The following is a 15,386-nucleotide window of genomic DNA, read 5'->3' as shown; positions in this document are numbered from 1 at the left end:
TGTGTTCCTCAAGTAATTAAGGTGTAATGATTTAAGTCAATGCATATGCTTTTCAATCATATGTACAGGAGTTATTCCGGTTTATTTTTTTTATGTTTCTGAGCGATAAGTTTTCCCCAGTTCTTTCCCCAATTCAAAATAATGTCTAAAATTATAAATCAGCGGACTCCACTTAGCAGGATCAATATAATGTCCGTTTTTAATAAGCGCTTCTTCAGCATGGAAATGGATAACTTGTGTTTCCACAATGGCAAATAATCCTTTATATTCTGGAATGCGAATATTCTTGACTACTGCTTCAATTTGTATAGGACATTCATTTATGCGGGTCGGCAAAACTGTTTTTGATGGAATAGCTGTTAGCCCTGCAGCCTTGTATTTGTCTTTAGTATATGTAAAGCCAATGTCTTTTTTCCCTTGGGGGATATTCATTGTACCTGTATAGGAAGAAATATTCTCGACATTTTCCCATAAATTTGGACCAGGTAAATTGATCACACATTCTTTATGTCTTTGTAAATTTTCAATTGCCTTTCCTCCTAAACCTACTCCGAGAACAATACAATCCCCTAAAGCCCAAGATGAAGACATGGGACTAATATTAGTCGTATTATCTTCATTGAGTGTATTCAAGAGCAATGTTGGTGTTCCATAATACATAATTTTAGGTTTTATTTCTTTAAAGTTATTAATCTTCATTTTGATTCACTCCTGTCTATTCGTTACACTAGTAGTATAGGTTTTAAATAATACAACCCTCATCGAAATATGAATGTATGGAGGCAAAAATGAATCCGGATCTAGCAAAAATCGCTGCACTATTATCAGACCCCACTCGGTCTGCCATACTGCTATGTTTAATGGACGGAACCATTCATCCGAGCTCAGAACTAGCTTATATAGCAAAAGTGAAACCTCAGACTGCCAGCTTTCATCTGCATAAGATGCTGGATGCGGATCTTGTAAGTGTTGAAAAGCACGGCAGGCATCGCTATTACAAGCTGAAAAGCAGTGAAGTAGCCAGAGTACTGGAACAATTGCTGCATATAGCACCGAAAGCTGCTGTGAATTCCCTCAATGAATTAAGAGAAAAAAGTGCAATCCATCTTGCGAGAACCTGCTATGACCACTTAGCTGGTTATGTGGGTGTGCAACTCACCAATGCATTGATGCAGCAAGGCTTTTTAACCAAAATTGATATAGATTTTGAACTTACTTCGAAGGGGCGCATATTTCTAGAAGAGCTAGGAATTATAGAGGGAAATATAAGAAACAGCAGGAGAAAGTTTGCTCCTTGCTGCCTAGACTGGACTGAAAGGCAGCATCATATTGCAGGTGCGTTAGGGAATGCACTGCTCGAAAAAATGCTTGAGGCAGGCTGGTTTTCGCGGATCCCTAAAACTCGAGCGTTAAAAGTTACACCTAAAGGAAAGCTGGAATTGAAAAAGCGGTTTTCGATTCAGTTATGATAAAACTTTGAAAGTGAAATACAAAAGTTAATAAAGAATTTATTTAAACTGACCCCTATTTTTGAAGGGGTTTTTATTATGCCGGGAGAGGCAAAGTAAGGTTTTTAATAGACTGAAAGAGGTATAACATACTGACTTTGTTTTTATCTGTGCTCGGCATCTAAAAGGCTGAGGTTTTAACAAACAATTTAAAAGTCAAATTAGTTCACAAAATAGTAACTTTTTCATTGTAAAATTATGAAATATATGTAACTATATTTATAAGGTCATCAGATGACCTGTTAATATGTAAACGCTTGTATTTTTTATGGAAAACAGGGGGGAAGGGTTTATATGTTACTGCTTATTGCACTAAGTGCGATTATTGCTCCTTTTTTATTTCTTGTTGTACTGAGAATGTCAGCAGCAAAAGGGATGGCAATCAGTTCAGTTATCGTAATTTTGTTAGCGCTTACGGTTTGGGGGATGGAAGGGCAGGTTGTATTATCATCTGTTTTTCAAGGAACCCATAAAACATTGACTATTTTATGGATTTTATTTGGAGCTCTGGTTTTATTGAATACGCTTCAAAACACAGGGGCAGTTGATCGTATTAATCAAGGATTTCAAAGCATTTCAGGGGATATGCGTGTACAGGTAATTGTTGTCGCTTTCTTATTTGGTGCTCTTATTGAAGGAGCGGCCGGGTTCGGAACACCAGCTATGGTAACAGGGCCATTATTATTAGCTCTTGGTTTTCGGCCTTTAGTAGCTGCGATAATCGCATTAATTGCCGATAGTACATCCGTTATGTTTGGTGCGGTAGGTACACCAGTGGCTGTCGGGTTAAGTAATATTCCAAATGCAGATACCAGTTTTTTTCATGACATTGCCGTGACAGTTACAAGTCTTGATTTGCTGGCAGGTACTTTTATTCCATTTATACTAATGGTGGTGTTGTCGGCAGTTAGTGGGGATGGTTTGAAGGGGGCACTGCCAATGCTTCCGTGGACATTGTTCATTGGTGTAATCTACACAGCTAGTGCTTTTGGTGTGGCAAGTTTGTTCGGGCATGAATTTGTATCGATCCTCGCTGCCCTTATTACTTTAGTTGTAGCAACACTTACAGCTTCTAAAGGGATCTTGCTTCCAAAAACAGAATGGAAAAAGGCAATGCGCGAGGACTTTATAGTTAGTAATCAAAGATCGTCAATGAGTATTATTACAGCTTGGTCACCGTATATTATAGTTGTTGCGTTATTATTGCTGACAAGAATTGTACCTTGGCTCAAGGAATTTACACAGACTGCAATTGATTTCACATGGACAAATATTTTAGGTATCGAAGGAGTTACATCAGCCTGGGAGTTCTTGTATTCTCCAGGAACTGTCTTAACATTGGCAGCTATTTTTGCCTTTATCATTCAGCGCAAATCACATAGCGCGTTCACACAAGCTTCAAAGAAAGCATTAAGTACCATGAAAATCACTAGTATATCTTTAATTGCCACGTTAGCCATGGTGCAAGTATTTGTTAATTCAGGTATAAATGCGAATGATTTGAACAGCATGCCGCAATATATTGCAGAATCGCTTGCAAATTCATTAGGGTCCGTTTGGATTTTCGTTGCTCCATTCCTGGGAGAACTGGGAGCTTTTATAACTGGAAGTGCAACCGTGTCGACCTTAACTTTCTCGCCGATTCAGTACAATGTGGCAGAGGCAATTGGATTAGACATCAATATTGTATTAGCTGTACAGCTGATCGGTGCAGCAGCAGGGAATATGATTTGTGTGCATAATGTGGTGGCTGCGAGTGCTGTTGTTGGCTTATCCGGCAAAGAAGGTGAAATTATTCGCAAAACACTCGGACCTGCGATTGTGTATGGAGTCTTAGCAGGTATTTCAGGATTTCTCTTTTTAAATTTCTTCTAAACTTGTAAACATGTTTTCCCATTGGTTTCTCCTGTAAGTAAACGAATATAATAGAGAGATAGATGGGGGTTGAAGATAGTGAATTATAAACGTGTCCGCGGGAAAAAGATTTATGAAGAAGTAGCAGAAACCTTAATTGATTTTATAAAAAAAGGTGAATTGAAACCTGGTGATAAATTAGATTCTGTTGAAAAGTTAGCTAAAAGCTTTGAAGTAGGTCAGTCAACTATACGGGAAGCGCTTAGCGGTCTGAGAACGATGGGGTTAGTAGAGGTAAGGCACGGAGAAGGAACATTTGTAAACAGTTTTGATCCGTCCAAGTTCCAGCTGCCTGTTAATATCGCCTTTTTAATGAAAATTGAAGATATAAAAGAACTGTACCAGGTTCGTGAAATTTTAGAAGTGGGTACAGCTGCTCAGGCGGCTCTTGTTCATACGGAAGATGACCTGCTGGAGCTTGAGAAGGCAATCATTGTCATGGAAAATGCCAATGGAAATGAAGAATTGGCATCAAGTGGAGATATTGATTTCCATTTAGCCATTGCAAACGCAACACACAACAAATTATTAATTAATTTAATGAGCAGTGTTTCCTCAGTTATATCTGAAACGATTCAGGAAGCGAGAAAAGTTTTCTTATATTCGGGTAATACCATAGAAGATTTGAAAACAGAACATCGGAAAATCTATGAAGCTATCAAGAATAGAAAGCCAAATGAAGCAAGACAGGCGATGCTTGAGCATTTGCAGACCGTTCAGAAGCGTCTTTTTCAATATATAGAATAATAGAGCGGCGTTTTAACAATTTTTTTAGAGGTGAGTAAGTATGAAGGTTTCCTTATTTAGTACATGTCTAAGTGATATCCTTTTTGCAGACGTGGCAAAAAACACACTGGAAATTCTAGAGCGCTTAGGATGTACAGTGGATTATCCAATGGGGCAGACTTGCTGCGGCCAGCCTGCATATAATAGCGGCTATTTAAAGGAAGCGAAGCAGTCAATGAAACAGATGATGAAGGCCTTCCAGGAATCGGAATATATTGTCGGGCCATCCGGTTCATGTATTAGCATGCTTAAAGAATACCCTCATGTTTTTGCCGGAGATCCAGAATGGGAGCAGGAAGCGAAAACATTTGCTTCTAAATGCTATGAAATCACTGAGTTTTTAGTAGATGTGTTAAAAGTGACGGATGTCGGATCAACGTTTAAAGGAAAGGTGACATTCCACTCTTCATGTCATATGAAACGGCTGCTGGGTGTAAAGGAACAGCCGAAAATATTGTTGAACAATGTAGAGGGAGTAGAATTAGTCACGCTGCCAAACGAGGAAGACTGCTGCGGGTTTGGCGGAACGTTTGCAGTGAAAAACGCAGACATTTCGCAGGAGATGGTAAGCGAGAAGTCGCGTCATGTTTCAGAAACGGAAGCTGAATATCTGGTCGGAGCGGACATGGGCTGCTTGATGAACATAGGCGGCCGAATGAGCCGAGAAGGAAAAAATGTCAAAATTGTTCATATCACAGAAATTTTAAACACTCATTAAGAAACGGAGGGATATACATGAGCGTCAAAATTGGCGAGATTCCATACAAAGAACGAATTCAAAAAGGAATTAAGGATGACTTCATGAGGCAAGCCGTATCCTCCGCACAAGGAAGATTTCGGAATGGCAGACTGACTCAGGCAGAGGCATTAGGGAACTGGGAGGACTGGCGTCAGCTGGGATCTGAAATTCGCTCACATACAATGGAGAATCTTGATTTCTATTTGCATCAATTAAGTGAGCAAGTGGCAAGACGCGGCGGCAATGTCTTCTTTGCACAGACAGCTGAAGAAGCAAATGAGTATGTAAAAAATATCATTAAAAACAAAGAGGCCAAAAAAGTAGTTAAAGCCAAGTCAATGGTCACAGAAGAAATTGGTTTAAATAAGGCGCTTGAAGAAGCAGGAGCTGAAGTCGTTGAATCCGATTTAGGAGAGTGGATTTTACAATTAGACGAAGATCCTCCTTCACACATTGTAACTCCTGCCCTGCATAAAAATAAGCAGCAAATTCGCGAAACATTTTCCAAGAAAAAGGGGTATCAGGGATCAGATACTCCAGAAGAGCTGGCTGCATTTGCAAGAGAACAGCTCCGTCAGGATTTTCTTGCAGCTGATGTGGGCATTACAGGCTGTAACTTTGCCATTGCCGAATCTGGTTCAATCACATTAGTTACCAATGAGGGAAATGCCGAAATGGTAACGAGTCTGCCGGATACAGTGATTACAGTGATGGGAATGGAAAGGATTGTCCCAACCTGGGAAGAGATGGAGGTTCTTGTCAGTTTATTAACTCGAGCTGCTGTTGGTCAAAAGCTAACGAGTTATATCACTGCCATTACAGGTGCCAAAGGGCCTGAAGAAGTAGATGGACCAGAAGAGTTTCACTTGGTTGTTGTTGACAACGGCCGTTCAAAAATACTTGGGACGGAATTTCAATCTGCGCTTCATTGTATTCGCTGTGCAGCATGCATTAATGCATGCCCTGTTTATCGGCATATTGGCGGCCATGCTTATAATTCCATTTATCCTGGGCCAATCGGTGCAGTCATCACTCCGCTTTTAGAAGGGTATGACGATCATAAGGAGCTGCCGTACGCATCTACACTATGTGCAGCATGTACAGAGGCTTGCCCCGTGAAAATACCGCTTCATGAACATTTGGTTCGCCACCGTCAAATCATTGTCGAAAGAGAAAAAAAGGCACCAATGGCCGAAAAGCTTATGATGAAAGGATTTGAACAATGGTCCAGCCATCCATCACTTTATAATCTAAGTGCAAAGCTCGCCAAGCCTGCTCTTGGACCATGGGTGAAGGATGAAGAGATTGAAAATGGACCCGGTCCATTGAAAGAATGGACTGACGTGCGCAATTTTAGTGTTCCGCAGGGTCAATCGTTCCGTGCCTGGTTTAAGCAAAGGCAGAAAGATGGTGAGTCAAATGGCAATAAAGAATCGTGAGGCATTTTTAGATAAGCTGGCTGCTACACTTGGAAGGGAACGCCGCATTGAAGGGGTTGAGCGTCCAGAGTGGAGTGTAACACCTCAATATGAGGTCTTTAAAGATAAAACGCAAGATCAATTAGTGGAGATTTTAGCTGAACATTGCAGAGTCATCCATACGGATTTTAAGCGAACAGACCGCAAAGGATTAGTTAGCGTTCTCAAAGAAACCATAGCCGAATTCGCTGGAAAGTCTATTGTTATGTCAAATGATACTCGGCATGAAGAATATGGGATCGATGAATTTTTTAAAGCGGCAGAGAACGAACTTGATGTTCATGTTTGGAATCCAGCTTTGGGTAAGAAAAATCAGGAGATAGCTGAATCTGCGGATGTTGGGCTAGTATTTAGTGACGTTACTTTAGCTGAGTCTGGTACCGTGACATTGTTCAATCATAAGGATAATGGTCGCTCAATCAGCCTGCTGCCTAAAACATTTATTGCGATTATTCCGAAAAGCACGCTTGTAGCCAGAATGACACAAGCTGCTGCACATATCCACAATATGCAGAAACAGGGTGAAGATGTACCATCCTATGTTAGCTTTATTACGGGTCCGAGCAATAGTGCTGATATTGAAATGAATCTGATTGTTGGGGTTCATGGACCTGTGAAGGCGACTTATATTGTAGTGGATTGAGCTGCTGCGGTGCAGGCTTGTGCGTGCTCGTGCAGGCTCGTCACAGTGACGCCCCGGTATTTGTCGAATCTCGACGAACAAAGAAAGAAACGCAACACAAAAAGGACAAGAAAAATCTTGTCCTTTTTGCTGTTCAAGTTTTATAAAAGATGTTACTTGTCCCTTTCCCTGTAGCATTAAGAAGCTTTTACAACCTCTTCTGCCTCTGCCGGAGGGTTGAATTGACCTTCCCATTTAGCGATCACAATGGCGGCCAAAGAGTTCCCAACCACATTTACTGCTGTACGTCCCATGTCAAGGATACGATCAATACCAGCAATAAATGCTAAGCCTTCAGGCGGCAATCCAATTGTACTGAATGTGGCAAGTAATACGACAAAAGATACGCCTGGTACACCCGCCATTCCTTTAGAAGTAACCATTAAAACGAGCATTAACGTAATTTGCTGTACAATGCTTAGCTCGATGCCAAACATCTGTGCAATAAATAAAGAAGCAATTGCCTGATATAAAACGGACCCATCCAGGTTAAAAGAATAGCCTGTAGGAATTACAAAAGAGGCAATGTGTTTTGGGCTTCCTGCCTGCTCCATCTTTTCCATAATCCTAGGAAGCACTGTTTCTGAACTTGCGGTTGAAAAGGCAAGTAATAATTCACCTTTTATCATCTTCAATAATTTAAAAATACTAAATCCAACAAGTTTGGCCGTTAATCCTAAGATGACAATGACAAAAAAGATCATGGTGCCATAAACGGTGATAGCTAACTTTCCTAATGGAATTAAGGATGAAAAACCGTACTTAGAAATGGTTACACCAATTAAAGCAAACACGCCAATTGGAGCGTATTTCATAAAGAGGTTCGTCACATAAAACATTGCTTTTGCTGTACCCTCGAAAAATCTTAGTACTGGTTTCCCGATATCCCCTACAGCGGCAATACCAAGGCCAAATACTACAGCAAAAAAGATGATGGCCAGCATATCTCCTTCAACCATTGCTTGTACCGGATTTGTGGGCACTATATGAAGAAGCGTATCTGCAATGGATTTACCCTCTTGCGCTTCATTCGTTTCAACATAGTTTGAAATATCACTTTGCTGCAGAGTTTCCATGTTTAAACCTGCACCAGGCTGGAATACATTAGCGGAGACTAGGCCCACGGCTATCGCAACCAGCGTCATACCAATAAAATAGGCTAAAGACTTACCGCCAAGCTTACCAACGGATTTAATATCTCCAACACCAGCTATCGCAACAATGATCGTTGAGAGAACAATTGGGACAACAATCATTTTGATTAAACGGATAAATAGATCGCCCATTGGCTGCAGAATACTTTGAGCAGTTTCACTGCCATAAAAAATCCCGCCAACAATAATACCCAAAACGAGACCAATAAAAATTTGACTTGCTAAACTTAATTTAAACTTTTTCATTCATTACCCTACCTTCTTTTGTTTGTTATAAACTTGTGTTAGGCAAGGAAAACAATGATATTTTGAAATAAAAATAGAATTGACAGAAGGTATCAATTCATGTTTTTTCATATTCTCATTTGTTTCCTTAAATGCTTACGAGGTTAGCTTTCGGGTTAGGACTAAGGGAAACAGCAAGCCCTTCCTTAATGGATTCACCCCAAGCGGAAATTCCGCTGTAAAAATTGGGTCCCCCGCTCTTAAAGTTAAGATTAAGCAACTGACATGTGATCTATTATATTATTTGAATATAATTTTTGTAAATAGAAAGAAATGGGACATGTAAAGAAGATGGCGGTTTTTAAGGAAAAAGTGAGACCAATTCTTCATGCAGTTCGTAGAAGAGATAAGTGATTATATTTTTAAATGCCATCAGTGGATTGTACAATATTAAGAGTAACGAAGGAGGTTATCATATATGGAGGAGAGAGTGATCAAACTCCAGGCTGTTCTTAAAGAACTTAAAAATAAAGTTGGTGAAAAAACAGCAGCAAAGCTGGAATTAGATAAATGCAGCCGGATCATTCATCGATTGGCACAATTCTCAGCAGACTGTGAAGAATGCCGCCAGAATTTTGATGAATTAGAAAGTCATCTTTTACAGATGGTGAATCAGGTAAAAACGGAGGAGCTTACACCACAAGAAATAAAGGTTCATAGACAAATGACAGCAAATATCACTTCACATTTAATGAAAAAACATCAACTAGTTCCCAAGGGATACTATATTGGTATATATTTGGCCCTCGGTATAAGCATAGGCTTTGTTCTAGGATTCCTTTTATTTGATAATATGCCGCTGGGAATGCCAATCGGTATGGCAATGGGTGTTGCGATTGGGTCAGGATTAGATGCTGATGCTAAGAAAAAAGGGAAAGTACTGTAAATAGAATATGGGCGGTAAAGAGATTAAATTAACTAAAAATACCCATTCTAATAAATAAACGGAGAAATTCCGTCTATAAAGTAAATATCATTAAAAAAAGCTTAAAAAGACGGAGAAATTCCGCCTATTGCCCTAAAATACATGAAAATGTAAGGTTTTCCTTTAAATAACCGGAAAACCTCCCCTTAAATTCTTCGAAAAGATTTATATCCTGCAAATAGGCGGAAAAATTCCGTTTAATTTAAAGCGCTAGGTAACTCAATTGTGGCCAGAATATTCATAGCCGCTTTAGCCATGTCCTTATGTGGTCGAAAATAACCTTCATTATGCTAAAGGCGAATACATTTGATCGAACCATTGTCAGGATGTTGCTAAATTGATGAAGAAATCCCCTTTGGTTTTGGAGGCCAAATAAAAAAGGTAATTGAGATGACCAGATCAATTGCCAAAGCAAGCGACCAAATTCTGGTTATCCCCATTAAGGCTTCTGTTCTTGCTGGGTCACCAATCCAAAAGATCAATCCCACTAATATTCCCACACCAATAATATAGGCTAACAGATGTCTGCCCCAGCTTTTAAAGTAATGCTTTGCATAATCCATTCCATAGCGTTTTCTTGGCTTTTCTCCTTGCTTTGTTACGTAATATTGAAAGCGCTGATCCGCCCATGCAATCATGCTTTTTCCAAATGAAAGGGAAACTCCTATATATACGGCTGCAATGGCATGTGCTAATGTAGCGGATTCACCCTGATACAAATCGAAGCCAGCTGTAAGTAACAAGATAACATCAATAACGGGAGTTAATGCTAATAAAAACAACCCAAGACTTTTTCTCTTGAAAATATACCGGGTCACTAAACCTAATAAGATGACGACCCAAAACATCACTTCACAAAAGATAATCATCCAGCCAACTATACTCAAATGGTCCAGCTCCTTTTTAATACAGTTGTATTATTTAAAAAGATTATAACATCTGATTTTAAATAATACAATCGTATTATAAAAAAATTATGATAAAATAAAACTATGCCAAAAATAGTTGATCATAATCTAAGAAAAAAACAAATTGCTGAAGCGTCATGGAGGGTAATTCTTGAACAGGGAATGGAAGGAGCGACAGTCCGCAATATAGCAAAAGAAGCAGGGCTCTCATTAGGGGCATTACGTCACTATTTCTCAACTCAAGATGAGCTGCTTGAATTTGCGATGAAGCTTGTTATGGAACGTGCGACAGAGCGAATAGAAAAAATAGCTGTAAAAGAACTGCCTCCAAAAGAGATGATATTGCAAATCCTGATGCAGCTTGTCCCTACAAATCCCGAAACACTGGCTGAAATGGAAGTGTGGTTTACGTTTATAAGCTACGCAAGACATAAACAAGTGACTATGGATCTTTCACATGATGGGATTTATCAGGGAATGGCCAAGCTTATTCGATCAATGGACCAGTTAAAACTGCTGCGTAAAGACTTAAATATCGATCTGGAAATTGAACGGTTGTATGCATTAGTTGATGGAGTTGCCATACATGCTTTAATGGAAAAGGAACGAATGAACCAAGAAAGAATGTATGAGTTATTTGTGTATCATTTAAATTCGATTTGGGTAGAGGAGCAATAATCTATTTTAAAATGATGTGATTATACAGGAGTGATTCGTGTGGTGGATTTGAGTATAAAACCAACTATTATAGGTGAGACAGTCATCTTACGGCCGTTTAGTCTCGATGACTTTCCATCTATTGAAGAGTGTCTAAAGGACCCTGAAGTTTTAAAGCTGACAGGGAGCAGTGCGGATTACGACAGAGAAGCAGTCATAGAGTGGTATAGCACTAGAAATGAGCAGAAGGACCGGCTTGATCTTGCCATTGTGGACAAGTCTCTAAATATAGCAGTAGGGGAAGCAGTTATCAATTTATATAATGATAAGGATCATAGTATGAATTTTAGGATTCTGATCGGTCCCAGAGGGAGAAACCGTGGACTGGGATCTGAAGCCACTCAATTATTGATTGATTATGTGTTCCAAAATACAAATTTAAATCAAGTTACCTTAAGTGTATTTGATTTTAATCCGAGAGCAAAGAAAGTGTACGAAAAGGCTGGATTTGTACTGGAAAGTATCGATCGAAACGATCTGGAATTTGAAGGAGAATGGATTGATTCCTTGAATATGGTGTTGAGCAGGGAACGATGGTCAGAACGGTCTGGCCAGTCTGACCGGTCACTGTGACGCCCCGAAATACCCCGAAATACCTCGCATTTTGTCGATATTAATTTAGAGAAAAGTTTGAAAAAATAATTAGGATTTATTATAATAGTGATAATTCTATTTGAACGGAGGTGGGAAGGATGTTGAATCAAGCTGTTTTAGTGTGCGGTTTTTGGAATGAGTTTTTGTATTTTAACCGTGCAAAATTTGCTGTTGAAGTTGTTAACGGGACACGTCTGTCCAATTTTAACAACTTAATAGCAAGCTAAAACAGTGAAAACATCTCTAACCCACTATATATAACTGGCAAAAGAGGGGCGTTTCATGCTCCTCTTTTTTCTGTTTAAAAATTTTTCTGAGATCCATGGGTGTTTTCTGTTCCCATGGTTTTTTTGTTATTTAAGGAGGAAATAGGATGATTGCATGCAGTGTAAATGGAGTTAGCAAAATGTATGGCGGAAGCGTCATTTTTGAACATATATCAATTGAAATTCACGATCAGGAACGGGTCGGCTTAGTTGGCAGAAATGGAAGCGGGAAGACGACATTATTAAAATTATTATCTGGTGAAGAGACCCCCGATCATGGACAGATCCATTGGAGAAAAGGTTCTCAAATAGGATACTTGGCACAAATCCCTGATTTTCCAAAGGAATTAACAGCGAAGGAAGTATTAAAGACAGCCTTCTCAACTCTCTTACAAATAGAAGAAAGAATGAAAGAGCTGGAGGTTCATATGAGTGATCCTGCAAACAGCGAAAGGCTGGAAAAACTTATCCTAGATTACGGCCAGCTGCAGGATGAGTTTATGTTGGAAGGTGGATACGAAATAGAAGCGAACATTGATAAAATCATCCATGGCCTTCAGATTTTACATCTGCAGGAGAAGCCTTTCGCTTCCTTGAGCGGAGGAGAAAAAACAAAGGTTGGTTTAGCACTGATGCTGCTTCAAAAGCCGGACTTTTTAATTTTAGATGAACCGACTAATCATTTGGATTTAATGGCAGTGGAATGGCTGGGGCATTTTCTGAAGAACTATAGCGGAACGATTGTGGTGGTCTCTCATGACCGATATTTTCTAGATGAAGTAGTTAATAAAATCCTAGATTTAGAAGATGGAGAGATTCAGTCTTATCCAACAAACTTTTCTGATTATATAGTGAAGAAGGAAGAACGGCTGCTGCAGGAATTTCACGCTTATGAAGAACAGCAAAAGAAAATAAAGAAGATGAAAGAAGCGATTAAACGGCTAAGAGAGTGGGCAAACCGTGCAAATCCTCCAAATGAAGGTCTCCACAAGCGGGCGAGGAATATGGAAAGAGCATTGGAAAGAATGGAAAAACTGAACCGGCCAGTGTTAAATCGCAAAAAAATGAACCTTGATATGGACTCTTCTGATCGCAGCGGGAAGGATGTAATCAGTCTGAAAGAGGTATCGAAAACATTTGGAGGTCAATTGCTTTTTAATCATGTCAATTTACAGATCTCATATCAGGATCGAACGGCTATTATTGGTGAAAATGGAACAGGGAAATCTACTTTGATTAAGATGATTCTTGGCCAAATGGAAGCAGATGCAGGAGAAGTGAAAATTGGCAGCAGTGTGAAATTTGGTTATCTGTCACAGCATATTTTTTCTGACATTGCAGATGAAACCGTTATGGATGTATTCCGCAACGAGGTAAGAGTGACAGAAGGTGAGGCGAGACAGATATTAGCAGGATTTTTATTTTATGGTCATATGGTTTTCCGCAAGGTTTCCCAGTTGAGCGGGGGAGAGCGAATGAGACTTCGTTTAGCTCAGCTGATGTACCAGGATACGAATGTCCTTGTTTTGGATGAACCAACAAATCATCTTGATATCGAATCACGAGAAGTGCTGGAAGACTCTTTGGAGAAATATAAAGGAACAATTCTAGCCGTTTCTCATGACCGTTATTTCTTAAATAAATTGTTTGATAAGGTTTATTGGATTGAATCACAGGAGGTTCATGGCTTTGACGGGAATTATCAATGGGCTAAGCAGAAAATGATTGAAAAAAGAAGTCATCTTCAGCAAGTAGCGATAGAGAAAGAGAAAACTGTTCCACCCAGGCAAAAATCACCTAAACAGAAGGATATAAGGGTCAATAATCTAGAAGAGGTGTTAGAAGAAGTAGAGAAGAAAATTTCTGGGCTAGAAGAACGGCTGGCAGAAGTTGAGGATTTAGAACTTCTGCAGCAATTGTTTGCAGAGAAGGAAAAGCTTGAGCAGCAGTGGGAGGAACTCTACGAACAATTGATTGGCTAGAATGATTCGATATTGGATCAAAAATAAAAGACTCAATCTGGTGATTGAGTCTTTTTCTATAGAGAATTAGTTGCTGTTTTCAGCATAGTTTTTAAAGTTATCTAAAATGGCCTGCCAGCCTTGCTGCTGAAATTCAACTGGATGAGTGCTCTCGGCATCAAAGGTTTCAACAATCTCGGTTTCGTTTCCGTTTTCCTTAAATTGAATTTGAACCGTTCTGCCATCACCCATTGTATAGGAGATTCGTTCATGTAATACCACTTCATCATAAACTCCGCCCATGTCGAAGCCAGCGCTTCCATCCTTTGCTTCCATTCTGGAAACAAAGCTCCCTCCAGCTCGAAGGTCGTTTTCGGCAAATGGAGTGTGCCAATCATCAGAGGCACTATTCCAGTTTTTAATATGGTCTGGTTCTGTCCAATACTTCCAAACTTTTTCAATTGGTGCATGAACAGCTGTTTCAACAGTAACTTTGTTAGAGATTTGCATGTTTTAGCTCCTTCAAAATATTTTAATTTTGCCGCAAAAACTTGGTGCTAATCTATTGATTATTATAAGTGATTATTTATATTTTAACTATTAAAAATTGTCTTAAATTAATAAACTGAAGCTAACTTTATAATGTTAAACTAGAAAGGAAAATCATACATTGAAAAAGGAGATTTTGCCGTGAAAATCAGTGCTGAGCATTTCCCAATAATAGAAACACCAAGATTAAGATTAAGGAAAATAACAGCAGAGGATGCGAACAGTATTTTAGTTTATCTTTCTGATGAGGATGTTATGAAATATTACGGATTATTACCCTTTACATCAGTAGACGATGCGTTAGATGAGATCGCTTGGTATCAATCCATACAAGATCAACAGACCGGTATGAGGTGGGGCATTACCTTAAAGGAAGAAGATATTATTATTGGAAGCTGCGGTTTTCATAATGGAGTTCCAAAGCATTTTCGAACAGAAATTGGTTTTGAACTAAGTAAAGCCTATTGGGGCAAGGGAATAGCAGCAGAAGCAATCAAAGCAGTCGTCAATTACGGGTTTGATCATTTGAACATCAATCGAATCGAAGCACTAATTGAACCAGCAAATCAGCCTTCGCAAAAAGTGGTAGAAAAAATAGGCTTTATAAAAGAGGGGCTGTTGAGAAACTATGAATATACAAACGGGAAATTTGATGACTTATACATATATTCTTTACTAAAGCAGGATATTTAAAATAAAAAATATAAAACACTGGAATCGTATGACAAGGTTAGATTTATAAGCCAGTCATGCGATTCAGCTCCTTAATGCATCTACCGGCTGTAATCCTCTAATCTCTGCCCTAAAGATCAACATTCCATTGCATTGCTTACTCTCATTTAATATTTTGTTCAAGGAAAATGTCCATTGTAAAGATTTTATAAATAAGCGAGCATTCGAATTGACTCTATAAAAATATT

Annotated in this window: 16 protein-coding genes and 1 riboswitch; of the genes, 12 read left to right on the top strand and 4 right to left on the bottom strand. The window is 39.1% G+C overall.

Annotation, left to right across the window (positions count from 1 at the left end; genetic code table 11):
• Window positions 1-90: 90 nt before the first annotated feature.
• Window positions 91-699: a flavin reductase family protein gene (locus F7732_RS18850; RefSeq protein ID WP_151575628.1), complete on the bottom strand. Its 609-nt coding sequence runs from the start codon at window positions 697-699 to the stop codon at window positions 91-93.
• Window positions 700-788: 89 nt separating this feature from the next.
• Here F7732_RS18850 and F7732_RS18845 point away from each other — a divergent pair, with 89 nt between their 5' ends.
• The 6 genes from F7732_RS18845 to F7732_RS18820 all read left to right on the top strand — a co-directional run bounded on the left by F7732_RS18845 (window position 789) and on the right by F7732_RS18820 (window position 7,068).
• Window positions 789-1,469: an ArsR/SmtB family transcription factor gene (locus tag F7732_RS18845; RefSeq protein ID WP_151575627.1), complete on the top strand. Its 681-nt coding sequence runs from the start codon at window positions 789-791 to the stop codon at window positions 1,467-1,469.
• 333 nt (window positions 1,470-1,802) lie between these two features.
• Entirely contained in the window at window positions 1,803-3,383 is a 1,581-nt protein-coding gene (locus F7732_RS18840) for an L-lactate permease (RefSeq protein WP_151575626.1), read from the top strand.
• 78 nt (window positions 3,384-3,461) lie between these two features.
• On the top strand, window positions 3,462-4,169 hold the full coding sequence (locus F7732_RS18835) for a FadR/GntR family transcriptional regulator (RefSeq protein ID WP_151575625.1): 708 nt from the start codon (window positions 3,462-3,464) through the stop codon (window positions 4,167-4,169).
• A 40-nt stretch (window positions 4,170-4,209) separates the two neighbouring features.
• Window positions 4,210-4,926, top strand: a complete 717-nt coding sequence (locus F7732_RS18830) for a (Fe-S)-binding protein (RefSeq protein WP_151575624.1) — start codon at window positions 4,210-4,212, stop codon at window positions 4,924-4,926.
• Between the two features lie 17 nt (window positions 4,927-4,943).
• Window positions 4,944-6,386, top strand: a complete 1,443-nt coding sequence (locus tag F7732_RS18825; protein WP_151575623.1) for a LutB/LldF family L-lactate oxidation iron-sulfur protein — start codon at window positions 4,944-4,946, stop codon at window positions 6,384-6,386.
• Entirely contained in the window at window positions 6,367-7,068 is a 702-nt protein-coding gene (locus F7732_RS18820) for a LutC/YkgG family protein (protein ID WP_192913057.1), read from the top strand. The genes F7732_RS18825 and F7732_RS18820 overlap by 20 nt, the downstream gene beginning before the upstream one ends.
• A gap of 176 nt (window positions 7,069-7,244) precedes the next feature.
• Here F7732_RS18820 and F7732_RS18815 read toward each other — a convergent pair whose 3' ends face one another.
• Window positions 7,245-8,507, bottom strand: a complete 1,263-nt coding sequence (locus F7732_RS18815; RefSeq protein WP_151575621.1) for a cation:dicarboxylate symporter family transporter — start codon at window positions 8,505-8,507, stop codon at window positions 7,245-7,247.
• A 117-nt stretch (window positions 8,508-8,624) separates the two neighbouring features.
• Window positions 8,625-8,775: riboswitch (cyclic di-AMP (ydaO/yuaA leader) on the bottom strand.
• 189 nt (window positions 8,776-8,964) lie between these two features.
• Here F7732_RS18815 and F7732_RS23150 point away from each other — a divergent pair.
• Window positions 8,965-9,432 (top strand): glycine zipper domain-containing protein, encoded by a 468-nt coding sequence (locus F7732_RS23150; RefSeq protein WP_240056687.1) that lies wholly within the window; start codon window positions 8,965-8,967, stop codon window positions 9,430-9,432.
• A 371-nt stretch (window positions 9,433-9,803) separates the two neighbouring features.
• Here F7732_RS23150 and F7732_RS18805 read toward each other — a convergent pair whose 3' ends face one another.
• Window positions 9,804-10,340 (bottom strand): hypothetical protein, encoded by a 537-nt coding sequence (locus tag F7732_RS18805; RefSeq protein WP_420837704.1) that lies wholly within the window; start codon window positions 10,338-10,340, stop codon window positions 9,804-9,806.
• 123 nt (window positions 10,341-10,463) lie between these two features.
• Here F7732_RS18805 and F7732_RS18800 point away from each other — a divergent pair, with 123 nt between their 5' ends.
• The 4 genes from F7732_RS18800 to abc-f all read left to right on the top strand — a co-directional run bounded on the left by F7732_RS18800 (window position 10,464) and on the right by abc-f (window position 13,938).
• Window positions 10,464-11,057: a TetR/AcrR family transcriptional regulator gene (locus F7732_RS18800; protein WP_151575619.1), complete on the top strand. Its 594-nt coding sequence runs from the start codon at window positions 10,464-10,466 to the stop codon at window positions 11,055-11,057.
• A gap of 39 nt (window positions 11,058-11,096) precedes the next feature.
• On the top strand, window positions 11,097-11,669 hold the full coding sequence (locus F7732_RS18795; RefSeq protein WP_151575618.1) for a GNAT family N-acetyltransferase: 573 nt from the start codon (window positions 11,097-11,099) through the stop codon (window positions 11,667-11,669).
• 119 nt (window positions 11,670-11,788) lie between these two features.
• Window positions 11,789-11,917, top strand: a complete 129-nt coding sequence (locus F7732_RS23300) for an RAxF-45 family protein (protein WP_257298990.1) — start codon at window positions 11,789-11,791, stop codon at window positions 11,915-11,917.
• A 146-nt stretch (window positions 11,918-12,063) separates the two neighbouring features.
• Window positions 12,064-13,938 carry a ribosomal protection-like ABC-F family protein gene (abc-f, locus tag F7732_RS18790; protein ID WP_151575617.1) on the top strand — a complete coding sequence of 625 codons (1,875 nt, stop codon included), beginning with the start codon at window positions 12,064-12,066 and terminating at the stop codon, window positions 13,936-13,938.
• Between the two features lie 66 nt (window positions 13,939-14,004).
• Here abc-f and F7732_RS18785 read toward each other — a convergent pair whose 3' ends face one another.
• Entirely contained in the window at window positions 14,005-14,427 is a 423-nt protein-coding gene (locus F7732_RS18785; RefSeq protein ID WP_151575616.1) for an SRPBCC family protein, read from the bottom strand.
• A 180-nt stretch (window positions 14,428-14,607) separates the two neighbouring features.
• On the opposite strand from F7732_RS18785, the gene F7732_RS18780 reads away from it, so the two are divergent.
• On the top strand, window positions 14,608-15,159 hold the full coding sequence (locus F7732_RS18780; protein ID WP_240056686.1) for a GNAT family N-acetyltransferase: 552 nt from the start codon (window positions 14,608-14,610) through the stop codon (window positions 15,157-15,159).
• The last annotated feature ends 227 nt before the right edge of the window (window positions 15,160-15,386 follow it).

Source organism: Bacillus mesophilum (genome assembly GCF_008923265.1).
GTDB classification, from domain to species: domain Bacteria; phylum Bacillota; class Bacilli; order Bacillales; family Cytobacillaceae; genus Cytobacillus; species Cytobacillus mesophilum.
This window is presented reverse-complemented; position numbering and strand designations above follow the sequence as displayed.

Excerpts from the sequence above, each read along its gene's own strand:
- F7732_RS18850 (WP_151575628.1), bottom strand. The coding sequence starts at position 699 with ATGAAGATTAATAACTTTAAAGAAATAAAACCTAAAATTATGTATTAT.
- F7732_RS18845 (WP_151575627.1), top strand. The coding sequence starts at position 789 with ATGAATCCGGATCTAGCAAAAATCGCTGCACTATTATCAGACCCCACT.
- F7732_RS18840 (WP_151575626.1), top strand. The coding sequence starts at position 1,803 with ATGTTACTGCTTATTGCACTAAGTGCGATTATTGCTCCTTTTTTATTT.
- F7732_RS18830 (WP_151575624.1), top strand. The coding sequence starts at position 4,210 with ATGAAGGTTTCCTTATTTAGTACATGTCTAAGTGATATCCTTTTTGCA.
- F7732_RS18825 (WP_151575623.1), top strand. The coding sequence starts at position 4,944 with ATGAGCGTCAAAATTGGCGAGATTCCATACAAAGAACGAATTCAAAAA.
- F7732_RS18820 (WP_192913057.1), top strand. The coding sequence starts at position 6,367 with ATGGCAATAAAGAATCGTGAGGCATTTTTAGATAAGCTGGCTGCTACA.
- F7732_RS18815 (WP_151575621.1), bottom strand. The coding sequence starts at position 8,507 with ATGAAAAAGTTTAAATTAAGTTTAGCAAGTCAAATTTTTATTGGTCTC.
- F7732_RS23150 (WP_240056687.1), top strand. The coding sequence starts at position 8,965 with ATGGAGGAGAGAGTGATCAAACTCCAGGCTGTTCTTAAAGAACTTAAA.
- F7732_RS18805 (WP_420837704.1), bottom strand. The coding sequence starts at position 10,340 with ATGATTATCTTTTGTGAAGTGATGTTTTGGGTCGTCATCTTATTAGGT.
- F7732_RS18800 (WP_151575619.1), top strand. The coding sequence starts at position 10,464 with ATGCCAAAAATAGTTGATCATAATCTAAGAAAAAAACAAATTGCTGAA.
- F7732_RS23300 (WP_257298990.1), top strand. The coding sequence starts at position 11,789 with ATGTTGAATCAAGCTGTTTTAGTGTGCGGTTTTTGGAATGAGTTTTTG.
- abc-f (WP_151575617.1), top strand. The coding sequence starts at position 12,064 with ATGATTGCATGCAGTGTAAATGGAGTTAGCAAAATGTATGGCGGAAGC.
- F7732_RS18785 (WP_151575616.1), bottom strand. The coding sequence starts at position 14,427 with ATGCAAATCTCTAACAAAGTTACTGTTGAAACAGCTGTTCATGCACCA.